Source organism: Arthrobacter sp. zg-Y1219, from assembly GCF_030125545.1.
Classification (GTDB): Bacteria; Actinomycetota; Actinomycetes; order Actinomycetales; family Micrococcaceae; genus Arthrobacter_B.
Genome location: NZ_JASKLY010000016.1, coordinates 158,817 through 175,492, shown reverse-complemented (window position 1 = coordinate 175,492; position 16,676 = coordinate 158,817). Strand labels below are relative to the sequence as shown.

The window sequence follows — 16,676 nt, the reverse complement described above, 5'->3', positions numbered from 1 at the left end:
ACATGCGCAACGGACTCGCTGAACGGCTCGCCACCTCGGGCGCCCGCTTCACCTCCCTGAACCTCAGCTCCAAACTCGCCCTGGGCTTCCTGGTCCTGGTGGCGTTCATCGCCGTAACCGGACCCTGGCTCGCCCCGTTCGGCGAAAACGAATCCTCCGCCCCGGTGCTTCCGCCCGGCGGCGAGCATCTGATGGGCACCGACGGTTCCAGCTACGACGTCTTCTCCCGGCTGCTCTACGGCGCCCGGGTTTCGGCCGCCATCGGCCTGGGCTCGGTGATCGTCGCCGTCGTCCTCGGAGCCATCCTCGGCGCCCTGGCCGCGACCTCCCGCAAATGGGTCAATGAGGGCATCATGCGGGTGCTGGACATCATGATGGCGTTTCCGGGCATCGCCCTGGCCGCCGCCCTGCTCTTCGCGCTCAAGGACCATTCGGTCGCGCTCTTCGGCTCCACCGTTCCGGTGATCATCTTCGCCATCGCGATCGTGTACACCCCGCAGCTGGCCCGGGTGGTCCGCGCCAACGTGCTGGCCCAGTACGGCGAAGACTACGTCCGCGCCGAACGCGTCATCGGCGCCGGCCGGCTGTTCATCCTCACCAAGCACGTGGTCCGCAACACCGCGGCCCCCGTGCTGGTCTTCGCCACCGTCATGGTGGCCGACGCGATCATCCTCGAAGCCTCGCTGTCCTTCCTCGGTGCCGGCGTCCAGCCGCCCTCCGCCTCGTGGGGCAACGTGATGGCCGACGGCCGCAACGTGGTCTTCAGCGGCGCCTGGTGGCCGACGACGTTTGGCGGCATCGCCATCCTGCTCACCGTCCTGGCGCTCAACATCCTGGCCGAAGGCCTCACCGACGCCATGGTCAATCCGCGCCCGCGCCGTGCTGCCCCGGTGAAGGAGGCCCTGGCGAAGGAAAGCACAGTCAAGGTTGCCGTTCCCGCACCGGCCGGCGCCGCCGTCGTTCCCGCCCCGCCGACAGCAGCCGCCGGTACGGTAGTGGACGACACCGTAATGGACGACGACGCCGCTCCCGCCGCCGTCGGCACCCGCATCAACCAGCCCGGTTCGCTGGCTGCCCTGGCCGCGGAGCTGCAGCTGCTGGCCGCCGTGGAGGAGCAGCGCACCGACCGGCTGCCCGCCGTGCCGGCCGAAGCGCCGGTGATCCTGGAGGTCCGCGACCTCTCCATCCGGTTCCCGGGCCGCTACGGCGACACCGCCATTGTGGACCGCGTCAGCTTCACCGTCCGCGAGGGCGAAACCATGGGCCTGGTGGGGGAGTCCGGCTGCGGAAAGTCCATCACCTCGCTGGCCATCATGGGCCTGCTGCCGCCCACGGCGGTGCTGTCCGGTTCCATCACCTTCCAGGGCAAGGAACTGCTGACCAACGACAAGCGCGAACGCGACCAGCGCTACCGCGGACTGCGCGGCGACCAGATTGCCATGGTCTACCAGGACGCGCTGAGCTCGCTCAACCCGTCCATGCTGATCAAGGACCAGCTGCTGCAGCTGACCCGCCGCAACGGGCGCAAGTCTCCGCGCGAGCTGCTGGAAATGGTCAAGCTGGATCCGGACCGCACGCTCAAGAGCTACCCGCACGAGCTCTCCGGCGGACAGCGCCAGCGTGTGCTCGTCGCCATGGCGCTCTCCCGCTCGCCGAAGATCATCGTCGCCGACGAACCCACCACCGCGCTGGACGTCACCGTCCAGAAACAGGTGGTGGACCTGCTCAACGAACTGCGCGAGGAACTCGGCTTTGCCATGGTCTTCGTCAGCCACGACCTGGCCCTGGTGGCCTCCCTGGCGCACCGGATCACCGTCATGTACGCCGGACAGGTGGTGGAATCGGCCGGCGCCTCCGAGCTGATGCGCAATCCGCAGCACGAATACACCCGCGGGCTGCTCGGCGCCGTGCTCTCGATCGAATCCGACGCCAACCGGCTGCACCAGATCCAGGGGACCGTGCCCTCGCCGCGCGAGTTCGCGGCCGGTGACCGCTTTGCCGAGCGGTCCCTGCGCCCGGACGCCGATCCGGACCAGATCCTGTCCTTTGTCCGGGTGGGCGCCGGGGAGCACTACTGGGCCAGCCACCTGACAGAGCGCCAAAACGACGACGGCGCCGCCTTGGCCTCCGTTAGCACCACCGAAGGACAAGCATGAGCACCGAGACGTCCACCGATAACACTCCGGTCCTGGAACTGCGCGGACTGAAGGTCCACCACCGCACCCGCACCGGCTCCATCTTCCGCCCCAACATCGTCAAGGCGGTCGACGGCGTGGACTTCACCGTCCGGCGCGGTGAGACCGTGGGCGTGGTGGGGGAGTCCGGCTGCGGCAAGTCCACCCTGGCCTCGGTCCTGGTGGGGCTGCAGGAACCCACCGCCGGGCAGGTCCTGTTCCACGGGAAACGGATCAGCATCCGCCGCGCCGCGGACCGCAAGCGCTTCGGCCAGGACGTCGCCGTCGTCTTCCAGGATCCGTCCACCGCACTGAACCCGCGGATGACCATCCAGGACATCCTCACCGATCCGCTGCAGGTCCACGGCATCGGCGACGCCCGCTCCCGGGCCGCCAAGGTCAAGGACCTGCTGGCCCTGGTGGGGCTGCCCTACACCGCCGCCGAAGTGACCCCGCACCAGGTCTCCGGCGGCCAGCGCCAGCGCGTGGCCATCGCCCGCGCCCTGGCCCTGGATCCCGCCGTCATCGTGGCCGACGAACCCACGTCGGCCCTCGACGTCTCGGTCCGGGCGCAGGTGCTGAACCTGCTCGCTGACCTGAAGCGGGAACTCAACCTGGGCATGGTCTTCATCTCGCACGACATCCAGACCGTCCGCTACGTCTCCGACCGCATCTGCGTCATGTACTACGGCCGGATCGTCGAAGAAGGACCGGCCGAGCAGATCTTCGCCAACCCGGCCGACGACTACACCCGCAAGCTCCTGGGCGCCGCGCCCAGCCTGCTGCACCCCTGATTTCCACCCGCTTCACCCGTCTCATGATTCGTTCCACCGCACCAACCACCACCAGCACTTTGGAGATATCTGTGGCCTCTCAGCCCATCCGCCAGTTCACCGGCGTCATTCCCCCCGTCGTCACCCCGCGTTCCGCCGACGGCAGCATCGACACCCACTCCCTGACCCGGGTGACCAAGCACCTGCTCGAAGGCGGCGTGCACGGCCTGTTCGTCCTCGGCTCCTCCGCCGAAGTGCCGTACCTGACCAATGACGAGCGCGACCTGGTGGTCACCACCATCGCCGGCGTCAACGCAGGACAGGTGCCGCTGATCGTCGGTGCCTCCGAGCAGACCACCAACCGCGTCATCGAGGAAGGCCGGAAGATGATCGGCCTCGGCGCCGACGCCCTCGTGGTCACCTCGCCGTTCTACGCGCTGACCGACGCGAAGGAAACGGACACCCACTTCCGCAGCATCCACGCCGCCCTGGACGTGCCGCTGTTCGCCTACGACGTGCCGGTCCGCACCAACTACAAGCTGCCGCTGGACCTGCTGATCCAGCTGGGCCGCGACCAGGTGATCGCCGGCGTCAAGGATTCCTCCGGTGACGACGTCTCCTTCCGCCAGCTCGTCCTGGCCGCCCGCGGCATCGACAACTTCTCCATCTTCACCGGCCACGAAGTGGTCGTCGACGGCGCCCTGCTCGGCGGCGCCGACGGCGTTGTCCCCGGACTGGGCAACGTGGATCCGGCCGGCTACCGCCGGCTGTTCGACGCCGCCGCCAGCGGCGACTTTGCCAAGGCTGCCGCCGAACAGGACCGCCTGGCCGACGTTTTCAACATCGTCTACACGCCCACTCCGGGCCGCGTCTCCGGCGGAGCAGCCGGCCTGGGCGCCTTCAAGACGGCGCTCATGCTCATGGGCGTCATCGACACCAACCTCATGTCCGCACCGATGGTGAGCCTGAACGACGCAGAAACAGCCGCCATCCGGACCATCCTTGAGCGCAACGGCCTGATGTAGCCATGCCCCTTGGCAAACCGATGCCTCCGGGCAGACGCTGCGTGATCGGAGTGGACCTGGGCGGCACCAAGACCGCCGCCGGCATTGTCGACGACACCGGCATGCTCCATGCCACCGAGTTCCGGCCCACCCCGGCCACCGCCGGAGCGGCGGCGATCCTGGCCACCGCCGTCGGGCTTGTCAGCTCCCTGCTGGCCGCGGCCCGCGCTGCGGGGCTGGATCCGGTGGCGGTGGGCATCGGTTCGGCCGGCGTCATTGATGCCCGGGACGGATCGGTGGCTTCGGCCACCGATTCACTCACCGGCTGGGCCGGCACGCCGCTGGCGGCCCACTTGAGCGAACAGGCCGGACTGCCCGCGTACGCGGTCAACGATGTGCACGCCCACAACCTGGGCGAGCACTGGAAAGGCGCGTCCGCCGGATCCGCCTCCAGCCTGCTGGTGGCGGTGGGCACCGGCGTCGGCGGCTCCCTGATCCTGGCCGGCGAACCGCACCTGGGTGCGCGGGCAGTGGCCGGCCATGTGGGGCACCTGGCCTCGCCCCGCGCGTACGACGACGGCGGCCGCGCGCTGCCGTGCAGCTGCGGCCGGGCCGGGCACGTGGAAGCGATTGCCTCCGGGCCGTCCATCGCGCTGCTGTACCAGCGGCTGACCGGCGCTGCTGTCTCGGCCGGAACTGTGCCGGCCGGAACCGTCTCGGCCGAAACTGTCTCGGGACGGGACGTGGCCTCCCGGGCCGCCGCCGGTGACGCCGTTGCCATGCGCGCGCTGGCGATCGGCGCCGCAGCGGCCGGGCAGGCGGTGGGCGGGCTCGCCAACGTGCTGGATCCGTCCATCGTGGTGATCGGCGGCGGCGTCACCGCAGCCGGGGACCTGTGGTGGACCCCGTTCCGGGCCGCACTGCGTGCCGAACTGATGGACCCGCTGGCCGGCCTGCCCGTGGTTCCTGCCGCCCTGGACTCCGGCGCCGCCCTGGTGGGCGCCGCCAAACTCGCCTTTGACCGCCTCGCCTCCGCTTCGACCGCACCACCACTGGAGAACTCCCATGCTTGACCTGAACAGCCTGAAGTCCCAGCTTGTCGTTTCCTGCCAGGCCTATCCGGGGGAGCCGCTGCGGGATCCGCGGACCATGGCGCAGATGGCGCAGGCCGCCGTCGCCGGCGGAGCCGTGGCGGTGCGCATCCAGGGCATCGAGGACCTGGAACGGACCCGCGTTGCGGTGGACGTGCCGGTGATCGGACTCTGGAAGGACGGTGCCGACGGCGTGTTCATCACCCCCACGCTGGAGCACGCACTGGCCTGCGCCGCCGCGGGTTCGGACATCGTGGCGATCGACGGCACCCGCCGGCCGCGCCCGGACGGGCGCAGCCTGGCGGAGACCATCGCTGCCCTGCACCAGCAGACCGATGCGCTGGTGATGGCCGACTGCGGCTCGGTCCCGGACGCGCAGGCCGCGGCCGACGCCGGAGCGGACCTGATCGGTACCACGCTGGCCGGCTACACCGGCGAGCGGCCGAAGACCGTGGGCCCGGACCTGGAGCTGATCGCCGAGATCGCCGCCCTAGACCTGGGCCGGCCGCTGATCGCCGAGGGCCGCATCCACTCGCCAGGACAGGCCCGCGCCTGCCTGGAGGCCGGAGCGTTCGCCGTCGTCGTCGGCACCGCCATCACGCATCCCACCACCATCACCGGCTGGTTTGCCGAGGCTCTGCAGTCCTGACTTTTGCAGTCCCGAACCCGATGCTGCCGGACCTATCCGGGATCCTCGCCAACCGTCCCGAAAGGACACCGTCATGAGACTTGAAGGCTGGCACCTGGTCATTTTGGTTCTTCTGGCCGTCTTGCTCTTCGGCGCGCCCAAACTGCCCGGGATGGCGCGGAGCGTGGGCCAATCGCTGCGGATTTTCCGCTCCGAGGTGCGGCAGCTGAAGGAGGAGAACCCGCCGGCGGAGAATCCGGCGGCTGCATCGGACCTTCCTCCGGTGGGTCCGGTAACGGCCGGCCGGCCGTAGCCGGCGGATCGGATCTCAGCGGTGGCCTCCTACGGAATCCGGTCCCCTGCGACGGCTGTCTTTATGGCTGTGAGACGTAGAAGACCGCGCCTCTTTCCCAGCTTCCCGATTCAGGAGTGAACTCGAAGACAAGATCGCCGAGGCCGACGTTGGGGATGGCATAGGCGGTGTTCACCGTTGCAGTGCGGCCGGGCAGGAGGGTGCTGGTGAAATAGCCGCCGGACCATCCATTCTCGTAACTGAACACTTCATCCGCTGTGACGCCCTCCGCACCGTAGGTCATTGTGCCGTCGGCCCCGGCGGGATCCCAGGCCTCGCCGGTGTTGTTCGTGATGGCGAGTTCGAGTACGACAACCTGCCCGCCGCTGCTTTCCGCACCAGAGTCGACGTAGTCGGTGCCGAGGTTGGTCACGTTGACGGTCACGCCGTCGCTGTAATCGAAAGGTTCGCCAAATCCGAGGACGGGAGGACCGTCCGGCCGGGGCGTAAGACTGCTGGTGGAGCTGGGGCTGTTGGTGGGGCGGGGGCTGGGACTGGGGCTGCTGGTGGGCGGTGGCGGTTCTGTGATTGTTGGCCCTGGGCTGGACGTGACGGTGATGGTTTCTGTGACGGTGGGTTGGGCTCCGTCTTGAGAGCCTGAACAACCGGCCAGATAGAAGGCAAGGATTCCGAATCCGGCGATTGTGGCGCTGCGGTTTTTCACGGTTGTTCCTCCGGTCCATCTATACCGGGGGATTCCTTTCCGCCCGGGCTAAAGAGGCGACGGCGCACTGGGCCCAGGTACGGGAGAGAACCACACATCCGGTAAGCGGAACGGCATCTCAGAGGAGTACGCACGGCTGCGGGATTGCGAAACCAACGCCGACGAAACCTGGCAGTTATGCGGGGTGAACTGGATCGGGAGTCCCTGACGGGCTGGTCAAGAAGCGCCCCGGTGCACAGTATCCAAGTCATCGATCTGGTCTTCGCCTTATGGAGCTTGCACTCCGAAAGTACGCTTGCTTCGCTCCCGGGGTCAACGATCGAAAAAAAGAGCCGGACCGGCGGAATGCCGGTCCGGTTCTGTTGTTTTCAGTTCTGCGTATTCGGTTCCGCAGCTCCAGCAGCCGGTCAGGGCGTCGGCGTGCTGTGCGGAATCAGCGGCTGCTCGGCGCGGACCTTCATCTCCTGCACCGCCCAGCTGTTGCCGTCCGGATCAGCGAAGCCGAAGAACGTGCCGCCGTCGCGCGGGTCAATGACGGTGACTTCGCTGGCCTCCACGCCCCGGCCGACCAGTTCCTCCCGGGCCGCCCGGGCATCGGACACCACCAGCTGCATGCCGTGCATCGACCCGGGGGCCATCTGCTGCTGGGACGGCAGGTCCCCGATGACGATGGAGCAGCCCGACCCCGGCGGAGTCAGCTGCGCGAATTCCATCTGCTCAGCGACGGTGTGGTGGTCCAGGGTGAATCCGACCTGGTCGCGGTAAAAGGCGATCGACCGGTTCAAATCGCTGACCGGCAGGACCACGACTTCCAAGGTCCAATCCATGATGCACCTGCTTTCTGCGTTGCGGTTGCTGTGTCGCTAGCCTGTGGACAGGCCCTTGCCGAGCAGCTCGTCGAGCTGGTCATAGCCTTCGGACATGCCGACCTCCATGCCGGCGGAAGCCATGCCATCGCGGGACTCCACGGATGGAAAGACGGACCGGCCCGTCAGCTTGCTCCGGCCGCCGGGGAGGTCCGTGAAGGTGGCATATTCGAGGGTCACCGAGTCCGGATACCCCTCGTACTCGAAGGTCTGGAGCACGAAGTCGTCCTCGCGCACGGTGTGGAACAGGCCGTGGAAGGCATAGTCCACGCCGTCGTCGCCCGATTGCACAAAGCGGTAGGCGCCGCCGGTTCGGGGCTCAAATGTATCGATCCGGGTGGTCATCTCCCGCGGTCCGATCCACTGGGCAAAGAGCTCCGGGTCGACGTGCGCCTGGAAGACCTGGTGCACGGCAAAATCGAACTCGCGCTCATAGTGCACATAGGGCTCGCCCTCTGGCATGTGGACCGTCAACGGATTGCTCATGGCGCACCTTCTCCCTGCAGCGCACCCTCCTGCAGCTGGGCGAGGAGTTCGTCGAGCCGGTCAAAGCCCTCGGACACGCCGCCTTCCATGCCGGACGAGGCCATGCCGTCGCGGGCCTCCATTGACGGATAAACGGCGTGGGCGCTAATCCGGGTCCGGTCGCCGTCGAGCTGCTCCAGCGTCATGAACTCAATGCTCACGACGTCGGGATAACCGGAGAATTCGAAGGTCTGGACGGCGAATTCGTTCTCCCGCACGGTGTGGAAGATGCCGCTGAACGTATACGGCACGCCGTCGGGGCCGGTGTGGATGTAGCGGTAGGAACCGCCGCTGCGGAAATCGTAGTGATCAATGTCCATCTTCATGCCCCGCGGACCGAGCCACTGGACGATGAGGTCCGGATCGGCATAGGCCTTGAAGACCTGGGAAACCGGGAAATCCAGCTCCCGGGAAAAGTTGATGAACGGGACGCCCTCGGGGACGTTGAGTTCCAGTGCGTTGGTCATGATGGATCCTTTGGCTGACGGCCGGCTGCTGCGGCCTGTCTGCGGAGCACGGCCTCAAGGCCGCGGAACTGCTGCTCGCGGATCAACCGGTACTGGTCAATCCAGGCGGTCAGCGCCTCCAACCGTGCGGGGTTCAGGTGGACGGGCCGGCGCTGCGCGTCACGGCTGCGCGTGACCAGTTGTGCCTGCTCGAGGACCTGGATGTGCTTCGAGACGGCCTGCTTGGACATCTCGAAGGGTTCCGCCAGCTCGTTGACCGTGGCCGGGCCCCGGGAAAGCCGGGCAATGATGCGGCGCCGGGCCGGATCGGCCAGAGCCTGGAAGGCCCGGTCGAGCTGTGCCTCATCGCCTGCAGTCTCCATGCCGCGGTCAACTTCTGTAGTTCGAATTCTCACGGTACTGACAACCAACGGAAGCAGACAATCCTTCAACCGTAATCAAGGTTGTGGTTGTTCAACCTGTTGGTTGATTACGAATCTACGCCCCGGTTTTGGGAGGGTCAAGGGTTCTCCGGGAATCTCTTACGGAAACTTTCCGACGACGACGGCGGGGGTGCGGCGGCGGGGGTTGGTGGGCGGGGTTGGGCCCCGCTGGGGGTGCGTTTGGGTGGCTTGGGTGGGTCGGTTGGCTGGCCCGACCAGTGTGCAGGTCTGGTGGGTTTGGCTTCGCGAAAGCGCAGGTCTGGTGGGTTTGGGTTCGCGAAAGTGCAGGTCTGGTGACCTGACGGCGCTGAAACTCGCCATATCTGCGCACTCGACGGGGCAGACCGATACGAACTCGCCAGATCTGCGCACTCGACGGGGCAGGCCGATACGAACTTGCCAGATCTGCGCACTCGACGGAGCCACCCGAAATTCCTCGTGCAGATAAGGGCCTCTAATCGTCCAAATCATCCGGTAGGAGAGCCTTATCTGCACGATAGATCCGCTCCGGGCCCCTTAGAGTTCGTTATCTGCACGAGAGAACTCGGCGCGGACCGTCGGGCCCGGTAGGAGGTGGACGCCGATCGCGGCGGGCCGCCCCCAGCCGGAAGGGCCGCTATTCACAGTCCCGCCCCGCCGCCGGACAATGGGAAGTGCAGGCTGCGGCCCCGGTTCAGGTACCGCAGCAGCCGCGCTCCGGCGGTTGCGCCCTTGCTGGGCTAAGGCTCCGGCGGCCGCAGCGCTTGCTGGGATAACGATCTGCGGGGACAAGGCTCTGGTTGAATAACGATCCGGTTGGGATGACCATGACTAGTTCGGCTTCACCTTCACATGTCCGCGGCGAACCCGCTTTCCACTGGGGCAGTTTCGTCTTTGGGCTCTTGATGCTGCTGCTGGTTATCGCCCAGGGAGTGGCCTCCGGGCTGCCGGGCTACGTGGGGATGGCCGGCTTGATTCTGCTGATCACTGGCCTCTACGCGTTTTTCAGCGGCCGACCTTCCTGGCTCTGGCTGCACCACCGGCGCGATGCCGCCATCGTGGGAGTTCTCGGGCTGGCGGCCTTCCTGCTGGCGCTGGGAATCCGGCTCGGCGGAGGCTGACCGGGCCGGATCTCCGCGGAACGGCCCACAGACGGCCCGGCTTCACCGCCGGACGCCTTTCACCGCCGGACGCCTTCTCCCTCCTACCCGCTTTCACCGCCGGACGAGCGGTGCGGTGAACACCCAGGGTTCGCGCGGCAGCCGTGCCGGGGAGAACTCCTCGAGTGCCTCCTCGAGCGTGCCGGGTGGCAGCCCGAGCGAGGCCAGGATCAGGTCCCGTACCTGCCCGGGGCCGGCTCCCGCGTCTCCCAGCGCACCCAGGGTGATGGCGCCGTCGCGCTTGGCCAGCCGCTGCCCTGCGGAATTCAGCACCAGCGGAACATGCGCGTACTCCACCGGCGGCAGGCCCAGCAGTGAAGCGAGATACGCCTGCCGGGGAGCGGAGCTGAGCAGGTCACCGCCGCGCACCACCTGGTCGATGCCCTGCGCTGCGTCGTCAATCACCACCGCGAGGTTGTAGGGCGGCACGCCGTCGTTGCGCAGCAGCACCAGATCGTCCACCGGTCCGGTGAAGGACCCGTGCAGCAGGTCGGTCACCGTGTACTGCTCCACCTCGCTGCGCAGCCGCAGGGCAGCGGGACGCAGCCGCCGCCGTCGGGCTCGCTGGGCGCTGCTGAGGTTGCGGCAGGTGCCGGGATAGGCGCCGGGCGGAGCATGCGGAGCCCGCGGTGCGTCGGCAATTTCGCTGCGGGTGCAGAAGCACTCGTAGACTTTGCCGGCTTCGTCCAGCCGATCGATGGCCTGCAGATAGAGCTCGGTGCGTTCGGACTGACGGATCGGCGCAGCGTCCCAGGAAAGCCCGACGGCGGTGAGGTCACGCAGCTGCGCGGCCTCGGTCCGGGAGCGCTCGGGATCCAAATCTTCCACCCGCAGCAGGAAACTGCGCCCCGTGAACCTGGCAAACAGCCACGCCAGGATGGCCGTGCGGAAATTGCCGATGTGGAGATCTCCCGTCGGGCTCGGGGCGAAGCGGCCGGCTCCTGCGAAGGGCGCGACGGAGATTAGGGCGGGGGCCGCAGCGGGGGATGCGGGCGGAATTTCGGACACCGCTTCAGCTTACAAACCCGGGGCCTGCCCGGAGGCAAACCCAACGGAAAACCCGCTGCGGGCCTAGTCCAGTTCCTCGAACAGGGTCAGCTGCACGCCTTCGGGGCCGTTGAGCCGGGAGTTCAACGACCGCCAGGGCGTTTCACGGGGCTCGGCCACCAGCTCGGCGCCGCCGTCGACCGCTGCCCGGGTGGCCCGCGCGCCGTCGTCGACCTCAAAGGCCACCCGCAGCTTCAGGCTGGGCTCGCCGCCCGCCTCGACCCGGTCGATGAACCGGACCTGTGCCGGATTCGAGATCTCCAGGGTGGCGCGGCCGGCGTCCAAAATGGTGACTTCGGCGCCGTCGCCGCCCGAGTAGGCCTCCAGCTCCGGAAGTCCCAGGGTGTCGCGGTAAAACGCGAGCGCCGCCGCATAATCCTCGGCAGCGATCACCAGCCGCAGCTGGCGGACGGACGGTGGAGGAGTGGCTGCAGAGGTATCCATACGGACACAACCGCAGCGGCCGCCCGGAGATTCCCGCGGCGCGCTGAGCCGCCGGCCGGTAGAGTGAGGGGCCGCCTGTCGCGGTTTTCGCCTGCCGGCCTTGCGTTCGGTCAGAACTCAAGGACTACACACCACATGACGCTGAACTTCACCGCGATCGACTTTGAAACGGCCAACGGATCGCGGGCTTCGGCCTGTGCCCTGGGCATGGTGAAGGTCCGGAACGGGCAGATTGTCGAGCGCGGCTACTGGCTCCTGCGGCCCACCGACGGCGGAGGCTTCCAGCGGCGCAACATCGACATCCACGGCATCACCGAGGCCATGGTGGCCGGCGCCCAGACCTGGGCGCAGGCCCATCCCGAGATCACGGCGTTCATCGCGGAGGACGCCATCCTCGCCCATAACGCCGCCTTCGATCTGGCCGTGTTCCGCGAAACCAGTGCCAACGCCGGCCTTGCAGGCCAGGCCTTCCGCTACGGGTGTTCCGTGAAAATGGCGCAGGCGCTGCTGGCGCTGGAGAATCACAAACTGCCCACCGTCAACGCCGCGCTGGGCTTCGGCGCGTTCCAGCACCACGACGGACTGGCCGACGCCGAGGCCTGCGCCAACATCACCATCGCCCTGGCCCAGCGGGAGGGGATGGCAGACATCGACGCCGTCCTGAAGTTCTGCGGGCCGAAGGGGGCAACGGGTTTCGCCCGGACCCCGGCCGCAGCGCGGGTGACCGGGCTGGCGCCGTCGCGGGCGCAGTCGCCGGCGCAGGCTGCCGGCCGGGCGCCGTCGACCGCCGCCGGGCGGACCCAGCGATTCACGCCCCGCCCCACCCTCACCCTGACCGAGCCGGTGGCTGCGGTCTCCGCGAAGATGAGCGGGCACATGGTCTCCTTCACCGGGGACTTCACCGTGGAACGCCCGGTCCTGCAGCAGCTGGTGCTGGAACACGGCGGGCAGCTGAACAACCACGCCCCCACCCGCGCCACCTCGCTGCTGGTGGTCGGCGACTGGAACGCCGACCTGCTGCGGGCCGGCGCCGTCGTCAGCCGGTCAGTCCTGAAGGCACAGGCCCTGCGGGCCAAGGGCCAGGCCCTGGACATCATCGGGGAAGCGGCCTTCCGGGAGCTGCTCGACGCCGATCCCGCCAATCCCGCCGGTCCCGCCGATTCCGCAGCCGGTGTTGCCTCCGCGGCCGCGGCGCTGCTGCCTTCCGCAGAGCCGATGTCCCTGGTCGACACTCCACCGGCCCTGCCCAAGCGCCGTGACGTCAAGGGCATGGGCGAAATCCTGGCACGGATGGGCCCGGCAGACCCCGCCGCGGCCACCTTCAAAAGCGAGCACTACGGAGTGTTCCGGGTTGCCGGCACCGCCTTCAAATCCCCGGTGCTCGGGGTACGGATGCTCGGGCACCGCAGCATCGAAAACAACGGCAAGCCCGAGCGCGACATCCATGCCCTGGCCCTCCTGCAGGATGAGGATGCGGCTTTTGTTTCCACTCTGCTCAGCCATGACCCGGACCGCGAATTCCTGGAGGTCCTGCTGGGCAGCGTCCGGCACGGGGACCTGGTGACGGCGGTGTTTGATGCCCTGGGCGGCCCTTTCCTGGTTCAGGGCGTGGCGGTCTACGCCCCGGTTGGCGACATGTTCATGCTCGGATCGATGGTCCTGGCGCACCGCGGCCGCCCCGGCACAAAGCTCAGCTGGCTGCAGGGGGTCATCCCGCGCGCCGAGCATGCCCTGGCGGTGCCCGAGGTTATCAGCGCCTGGGACTTCTACGAAACCTCAGCCGACTAGAAAACTCCGTTGCAGCCCGCCGGGCGGCAGGATATACCTCTCTAGAGGAGGTACGGGAATGGATGCTGGAGTTGGAACACCGAAGTACGCGATGACGGAACCGGCCGCGAACGTCTTTTTCGTGGAAGGCCCGGCGTCGAACTGGATTATCTTGCGCGACGGGGATGCTTTCACCCTGATAGACGGCGGCTATCCGGGGGACTTGCCGCTGGTGGTTGCCTCGATCCGGGACGCCGGCCTGGATCCCGCCGACGCGGCGGCGATCCTCGTCACGCACGCCCATGCTGACCACGCCGGGACCGCCGGCTACTTCGCCGCAGCCTACCGAATCCCGGTCCTGTGCAGCCTTCCCGAACTGCCCTATCTGCAGGGGGAGCAGCGGGAGCAGGTCTCGGTCGCGCACATCCTGAGCCGGGCCTGGAACCCCGCCGTCCTGCACTGGGCCTGGCACGCACTGGCTGCCGGCGGCGCCGGGCGGGTGGCGGTCCTGTCCGCGGCCACCTGGTACGACGACGCCGAGCTGGCCGCCCTGCCCGGCTCGCCGGTGGCAGTGCCCACCCCGGGGCACACACCGGGACACACCGCCTACTACCTGCCTGCCGCGCACGCGGTTGCCACCGGTGACGCCCTGGTGACGGGCCACAACATCAGCCGGATCCGGGGTCCGCAGATGCTCGATCCCATGTTCCACTCAGACGGCGACGGCGCACGGCGCTCGCTGGGACAGCTCAGCATACTGGACGCTTCGCTGTTGCTGCCCGGGCACGGCCCGGCCGCACGGTTGGAAGTGCGGCAGGCTGTCGGAACCGTCCGGTCACGCGTGGCGCCCCGGAAGCGCCGGATCGTGGCGCCCGGCCCCATCGGCGGAGTCGCCGAGCCGACCTACGGAAAGACCGTGCCGGACGGCGCCGAGGGGTAGGGAACTTCCGGCGGATTCCTGCACCTGACGGTTCCGAACTGATTGGTGTCGGGCCGTGTCCACAGGCTCCGGACCAGCGATTCCAGGCTCCGGCCTGCCCCCGTAGCGTTCCTGAAAACCCGAAGGGGGCGCACATGGAAATGGACATTCAGGTGGCGTCGGTGCAGGCTCTGCTGCGCGACGCCCGGTTCGACCTTGACGAGTTGGAAAACGCTCGGAGAGTGCTGGCGGAGCAGGAGCAGGGGCTGCCGGACCTTCTGGGCACGTGTACCCAGATAGCCGAGACGGCCCGCGGGATCTGCGCTGACGTGCTTGGCCGGGACGTCTCGGCCATCATGATCCGCTGCAACAATGCGGTCCAGGGGGTCGCCCAAGCTGTGGCCGAGTACGTCCAAGGTGATGAGCAGATGGTTCGGAATGCCCAGCGCCTCGCGGCGTCCGTTCCGGCCAACTACCGTCCACCCCGTTACGGCGGCAGCCTCAACCTGCGGGCAGTCGAATGACCCGCTACATCCACATCGAGCTGCATGAGCTTCGCATGCTGCCCGACGGCGAACCGATCCAGGCACGGGCTCGGGAAATCCTCGACGGAGCAGCGGTTTTCGCCGATGCCATCGAGTCCCTGCAAAACAAGTGGCAGGGTCTGGGCGGTCTTTACGCCGCTCCGGAACAGGACCTGGTTTTGCGGGCTTTCGATGCGCCGGCGGCCCACACCCGGGAATACACGGAAAGCAGCGCGCTGCTGCGGGCTGCCCTGGACCGGTTCGGCAGTGAACTCATCGCCATTGAAACGCAGCGCCGGATGCTGGAAACCGAAATCGAGGCGGCGTACCAGCGCCTCGACGACGAGCTCCGCGAGATGAAGAAGGACAACGCCTCCCAACGCACCATGGAGGCCGTCCGGGCCGCGGCTACCGAACCGCTCCAGGCCAAAGCGGACCTGCTGGCCGTGCACTTTGAGCAGGCATCCGAGGACTGCCTGGCCGCCTTGGCCGGAATCTCCCGCTCCACGCCGGACGTGGTCTCCAGCTATTCTTCGAGCCGCATGGATCTGTCCTCCGCGCTGCGCCGGGAGATGGACGCGGTATTCCGGAAGGCCGCCGCTCGGGACGCCACTCCGGCAGACATCAGGGCGTTGTATGCGCAGTTGACGCTGCTGGGTCCGGAGCTGCTGAGCGAGCTGGGACGGCGGCCGGAGGCCCGGCTTTTCGTGGCCGGCCTGAGCCCGCACGAAGAGGCCAACTTCTGGGCAAAGCTGAACGGCCCGCAGCAGGCCGCCCTCGCCGCAGCCCTTCCGGGGCTGGTCGGAAACCTGGAGGGCGCCCCGTACAAGGTTCGGGACACGGCCAACCGGCGCGTTCTGGCGGCCGTTCAGCAACGCCTGGGCCGGACACCCGCCGGCACCGCTGCCGGCGGCAGGAAGGCCCGCGGTGCTGCATGGCGGCCGGAAGACCTGCGGCCGATGGAACGCAGCCGGCATCTGGAACGCACCGAAGCGGTGAACGCGCTGACGAAAGCGCTGGGCGGCGCCGGGGAGAAGCGGCAGCTGATTTCCTTCGACCCCGGCACCAACGTGCCACTGGCCGCCATCAGTGTCGGAGAAGACCTCGATTCTGCCAGCAACGTTTCCTTCCTGGTGCCGGGGATGAATACCTCCACGAAGCAGGCGGCGTCGCTGGTGGACAACGCGCAGTCCCTCGGCCGGGAACAGCGCAGGATCGGAGTTCACGGCGGGTCCACCGCGGTGGTGGCGTACATGGGCTACGAACCCCCGACCGAGCTCACCGTGGGCGGTGCGGCCAGCGCGGAGAAGGGCGCACCGGCATTGGCCGCAGCGCTTGACGGCCTGTATCTGGGCCGGACCGCTGGCGGAGCTCCGCCTCCCGAGGTCAATGTGGTGGCCCACTCCTACGGCACCACCATGGCGGCGCTGGCGCTGGACCAGACCCAGTATCGGGTCACGGCAGCGGTGCTGCTGGCATCCGCCGGGGTTCAGTCGGACTCCGCCGACACCCTCAACGTGGATCTCGCCACGGACGGAGCGGTGGACGTCTACGTCACGCTCGCTTCGGCGGACCGCGTCGCGGAAATGGGGACAGCGGCCAGCGAAATCGTGGCCATTGTGACGCTCAATCCCGCTGCCGCGCGTCTGGATCCCCTCACCGAGGCCTGGGGCGGCAGAGTCTTCAGCTCGGACCGGGTCACGGTGGACGGAAAATCCTTTGCGGCTGTCGGCGGCCACGGGCTCGGCGGCTATCTTGGCCAGGACAGCTTCAGCCTGCACTTCACCGCCCTCGTGACCGGCGGCCGGGCGGAGGAGGCGCTGGCCATGGTGGCGGCGCAGAAATGAAGGACGAGCGCGGGACACCGCCG

18 protein-coding genes are annotated in these 16,676 nt (G+C 68.0%); 11 read left to right on the top strand and 7 right to left on the bottom strand.

Going from position 1 to position 16,676, the window contains the following annotated elements:
- Positions 1-2: 2 nt before the first annotated feature.
- The 6 genes from QNO00_RS14180 (at position 3) to tatA (ending at position 5,983) form a co-directional block, all read left to right on the top strand.
- Positions 3-2,156 carry a dipeptide/oligopeptide/nickel ABC transporter permease/ATP-binding protein gene (locus QNO00_RS14180; protein WP_284024970.1) on the top strand — a complete coding sequence of 718 codons (2,154 nt, stop codon included), beginning with the start codon at positions 3-5 and terminating at the stop codon, positions 2,154-2,156.
- Entirely contained in the window at positions 2,153-2,968 is an 816-nt protein-coding gene (locus tag QNO00_RS14175; RefSeq protein WP_229964393.1) for an ATP-binding cassette domain-containing protein, read from the top strand. The genes QNO00_RS14180 and QNO00_RS14175 overlap by 4 nt, the downstream gene beginning before the upstream one ends.
- Positions 2,969-3,039: 71 nt before the next feature.
- On the top strand, positions 3,040-3,972 hold the full coding sequence (locus QNO00_RS14170; RefSeq protein WP_229964394.1) for a dihydrodipicolinate synthase family protein: 933 nt from the start codon (positions 3,040-3,042) through the stop codon (positions 3,970-3,972).
- A gap of 2 nt (positions 3,973-3,974) precedes the next feature.
- The gene (locus QNO00_RS14165; RefSeq protein WP_284024969.1) at positions 3,975-5,024 is read left to right on the top strand and encodes an ROK family protein; all 1,050 of its coding nucleotides are present in this window, start codon (positions 3,975-3,977) and stop codon (positions 5,022-5,024) included.
- Complete coding sequence (locus QNO00_RS14160; RefSeq protein ID WP_284024968.1) at positions 5,017-5,691, top strand: N-acetylmannosamine-6-phosphate 2-epimerase; 675 nt, start codon at positions 5,017-5,019, stop codon at positions 5,689-5,691. Before QNO00_RS14165 ends, QNO00_RS14160 begins: the two co-directional genes overlap by 8 nt.
- 73 nt (positions 5,692-5,764) lie before the next feature.
- Positions 5,765-5,983 (top strand): Sec-independent protein translocase subunit TatA, encoded by a 219-nt coding sequence (gene tatA / locus QNO00_RS14155; protein WP_284024967.1) that lies wholly within the window; start codon positions 5,765-5,767, stop codon positions 5,981-5,983.
- Between the two features lie 61 nt (positions 5,984-6,044).
- On the opposite strand, the gene QNO00_RS14150 is transcribed toward tatA, so the two are convergent.
- The 5 genes from QNO00_RS14150 to QNO00_RS14130 form a co-directional block, all read right to left on the bottom strand.
- Entirely contained in the window at positions 6,045-6,407 is a 363-nt protein-coding gene (locus QNO00_RS14150) for a hypothetical protein (protein WP_284024966.1), read from the bottom strand.
- Positions 6,408-7,093: 686 nt separating this feature from the next.
- Positions 7,094-7,513 carry a VOC family protein gene (locus QNO00_RS14145; RefSeq protein WP_229964398.1) on the bottom strand — a complete coding sequence of 140 codons (420 nt, stop codon included), beginning with the start codon at positions 7,511-7,513 and terminating at the stop codon, positions 7,094-7,096.
- Between the two features lie 36 nt (positions 7,514-7,549).
- Positions 7,550-8,038 carry an SRPBCC family protein gene (locus QNO00_RS14140; protein ID WP_229964399.1) on the bottom strand — a complete coding sequence of 163 codons (489 nt, stop codon included), beginning with the start codon at positions 8,036-8,038 and terminating at the stop codon, positions 7,550-7,552.
- Positions 8,035-8,544: an SRPBCC family protein gene (locus tag QNO00_RS14135; protein ID WP_229964400.1), complete on the bottom strand. Its 510-nt coding sequence runs from the start codon at positions 8,542-8,544 to the stop codon at positions 8,035-8,037. Before QNO00_RS14135 ends, QNO00_RS14140 begins: the two co-directional genes overlap by 4 nt.
- A complete protein-coding gene (locus tag QNO00_RS14130; protein ID WP_229964401.1) occupies positions 8,541-8,906 on the bottom strand; it encodes an ArsR/SmtB family transcription factor in 366 nt (121 codons plus the stop codon). The genes QNO00_RS14135 and QNO00_RS14130 overlap by 4 nt, the downstream gene beginning before the upstream one ends.
- Positions 8,907-9,772: 866 nt before the next feature.
- Between QNO00_RS14130 and QNO00_RS14125 the strand changes: the two genes are divergently transcribed.
- Positions 9,773-10,066, top strand: coding sequence for a hypothetical protein (locus QNO00_RS14125; protein ID WP_229964402.1), 294 nt, complete (start codon positions 9,773-9,775; stop codon positions 10,064-10,066).
- Between the two features lie 93 nt (positions 10,067-10,159).
- On the opposite strand, the gene gluQRS is transcribed toward QNO00_RS14125, so the two are convergent.
- Both gluQRS and QNO00_RS14115 read right to left on the bottom strand, forming a co-directional pair.
- Entirely contained in the window at positions 10,160-11,104 is a 945-nt protein-coding gene (gene gluQRS / locus QNO00_RS14120) for a tRNA glutamyl-Q(34) synthetase GluQRS (protein WP_284024979.1), read from the bottom strand.
- 72 nt (positions 11,105-11,176) lie between these two features.
- Positions 11,177-11,596 (bottom strand): VOC family protein, encoded by a 420-nt coding sequence (locus QNO00_RS14115; protein WP_284024965.1) that lies wholly within the window; start codon positions 11,594-11,596, stop codon positions 11,177-11,179.
- 135 nt (positions 11,597-11,731) lie between these two features.
- On the opposite strand from QNO00_RS14115, the gene QNO00_RS14110 reads away from it, so the two are divergent.
- The 4 genes from QNO00_RS14110 (at position 11,732) to QNO00_RS14095 (ending at position 16,653) form a co-directional block, all read left to right on the top strand.
- Positions 11,732-13,384 (top strand): 3'-5' exonuclease, encoded by a 1,653-nt coding sequence (locus tag QNO00_RS14110; protein WP_284024964.1) that lies wholly within the window; start codon positions 11,732-11,734, stop codon positions 13,382-13,384.
- A 58-nt stretch (positions 13,385-13,442) separates the two neighbouring features.
- Positions 13,443-14,303 (top strand): MBL fold metallo-hydrolase, encoded by an 861-nt coding sequence (locus QNO00_RS14105; protein WP_229964405.1) that lies wholly within the window; start codon positions 13,443-13,445, stop codon positions 14,301-14,303.
- A gap of 134 nt (positions 14,304-14,437) precedes the next feature.
- On the top strand, positions 14,438-14,806 hold the full coding sequence (locus QNO00_RS14100; protein ID WP_229964406.1) for a DUF6507 family protein: 369 nt from the start codon (positions 14,438-14,440) through the stop codon (positions 14,804-14,806).
- Positions 14,803-16,653, top strand: coding sequence for an alpha/beta hydrolase (locus QNO00_RS14095; protein WP_284024963.1), 1,851 nt, complete (start codon positions 14,803-14,805; stop codon positions 16,651-16,653). Before QNO00_RS14100 ends, QNO00_RS14095 begins: the two co-directional genes overlap by 4 nt.
- Positions 16,654-16,676 lie beyond the last annotated feature (23 nt).

Coding starts and splice junctions, on each gene's coding strand:
- QNO00_RS14180 (WP_284024970.1), top strand. CDS start 3: ATGCGCAACGGACTCGCTGAACGGCTCGCCACCTCGGGCGCCCGCTTC.
- QNO00_RS14175 (WP_229964393.1), top strand. CDS start 2,153: ATGAGCACCGAGACGTCCACCGATAACACTCCGGTCCTGGAACTGCGC.
- QNO00_RS14165 (WP_284024969.1), top strand. CDS start 3,975: ATGCCCCTTGGCAAACCGATGCCTCCGGGCAGACGCTGCGTGATCGGA.
- QNO00_RS14160 (WP_284024968.1), top strand. CDS start 5,017: ATGCTTGACCTGAACAGCCTGAAGTCCCAGCTTGTCGTTTCCTGCCAG.
- tatA (WP_284024967.1), top strand. CDS start 5,765: ATGAGACTTGAAGGCTGGCACCTGGTCATTTTGGTTCTTCTGGCCGTC.
- QNO00_RS14145 (WP_229964398.1), bottom strand. CDS start 7,513: ATGGATTGGACCTTGGAAGTCGTGGTCCTGCCGGTCAGCGATTTGAAC.
- QNO00_RS14140 (WP_229964399.1), bottom strand. CDS start 8,038: ATGAGCAATCCGTTGACGGTCCACATGCCAGAGGGCGAGCCCTATGTG.
- QNO00_RS14135 (WP_229964400.1), bottom strand. CDS start 8,544: ATGACCAACGCACTGGAACTCAACGTCCCCGAGGGCGTCCCGTTCATC.
- QNO00_RS14130 (WP_229964401.1), bottom strand. CDS start 8,906: ATGGAGACTGCAGGCGATGAGGCACAGCTCGACCGGGCCTTCCAGGCT.
- QNO00_RS14125 (WP_229964402.1), top strand. CDS start 9,773: ATGACTAGTTCGGCTTCACCTTCACATGTCCGCGGCGAACCCGCTTTC.
- QNO00_RS14115 (WP_284024965.1), bottom strand. CDS start 11,596: ATGGATACCTCTGCAGCCACTCCTCCACCGTCCGTCCGCCAGCTGCGG.
- QNO00_RS14110 (WP_284024964.1), top strand. CDS start 11,732: ATGACGCTGAACTTCACCGCGATCGACTTTGAAACGGCCAACGGATCG.
- QNO00_RS14105 (WP_229964405.1), top strand. CDS start 13,443: ATGGATGCTGGAGTTGGAACACCGAAGTACGCGATGACGGAACCGGCC.
- QNO00_RS14100 (WP_229964406.1), top strand. CDS start 14,438: ATGGAAATGGACATTCAGGTGGCGTCGGTGCAGGCTCTGCTGCGCGAC.
- QNO00_RS14095 (WP_284024963.1), top strand. CDS start 14,803: ATGACCCGCTACATCCACATCGAGCTGCATGAGCTTCGCATGCTGCCC.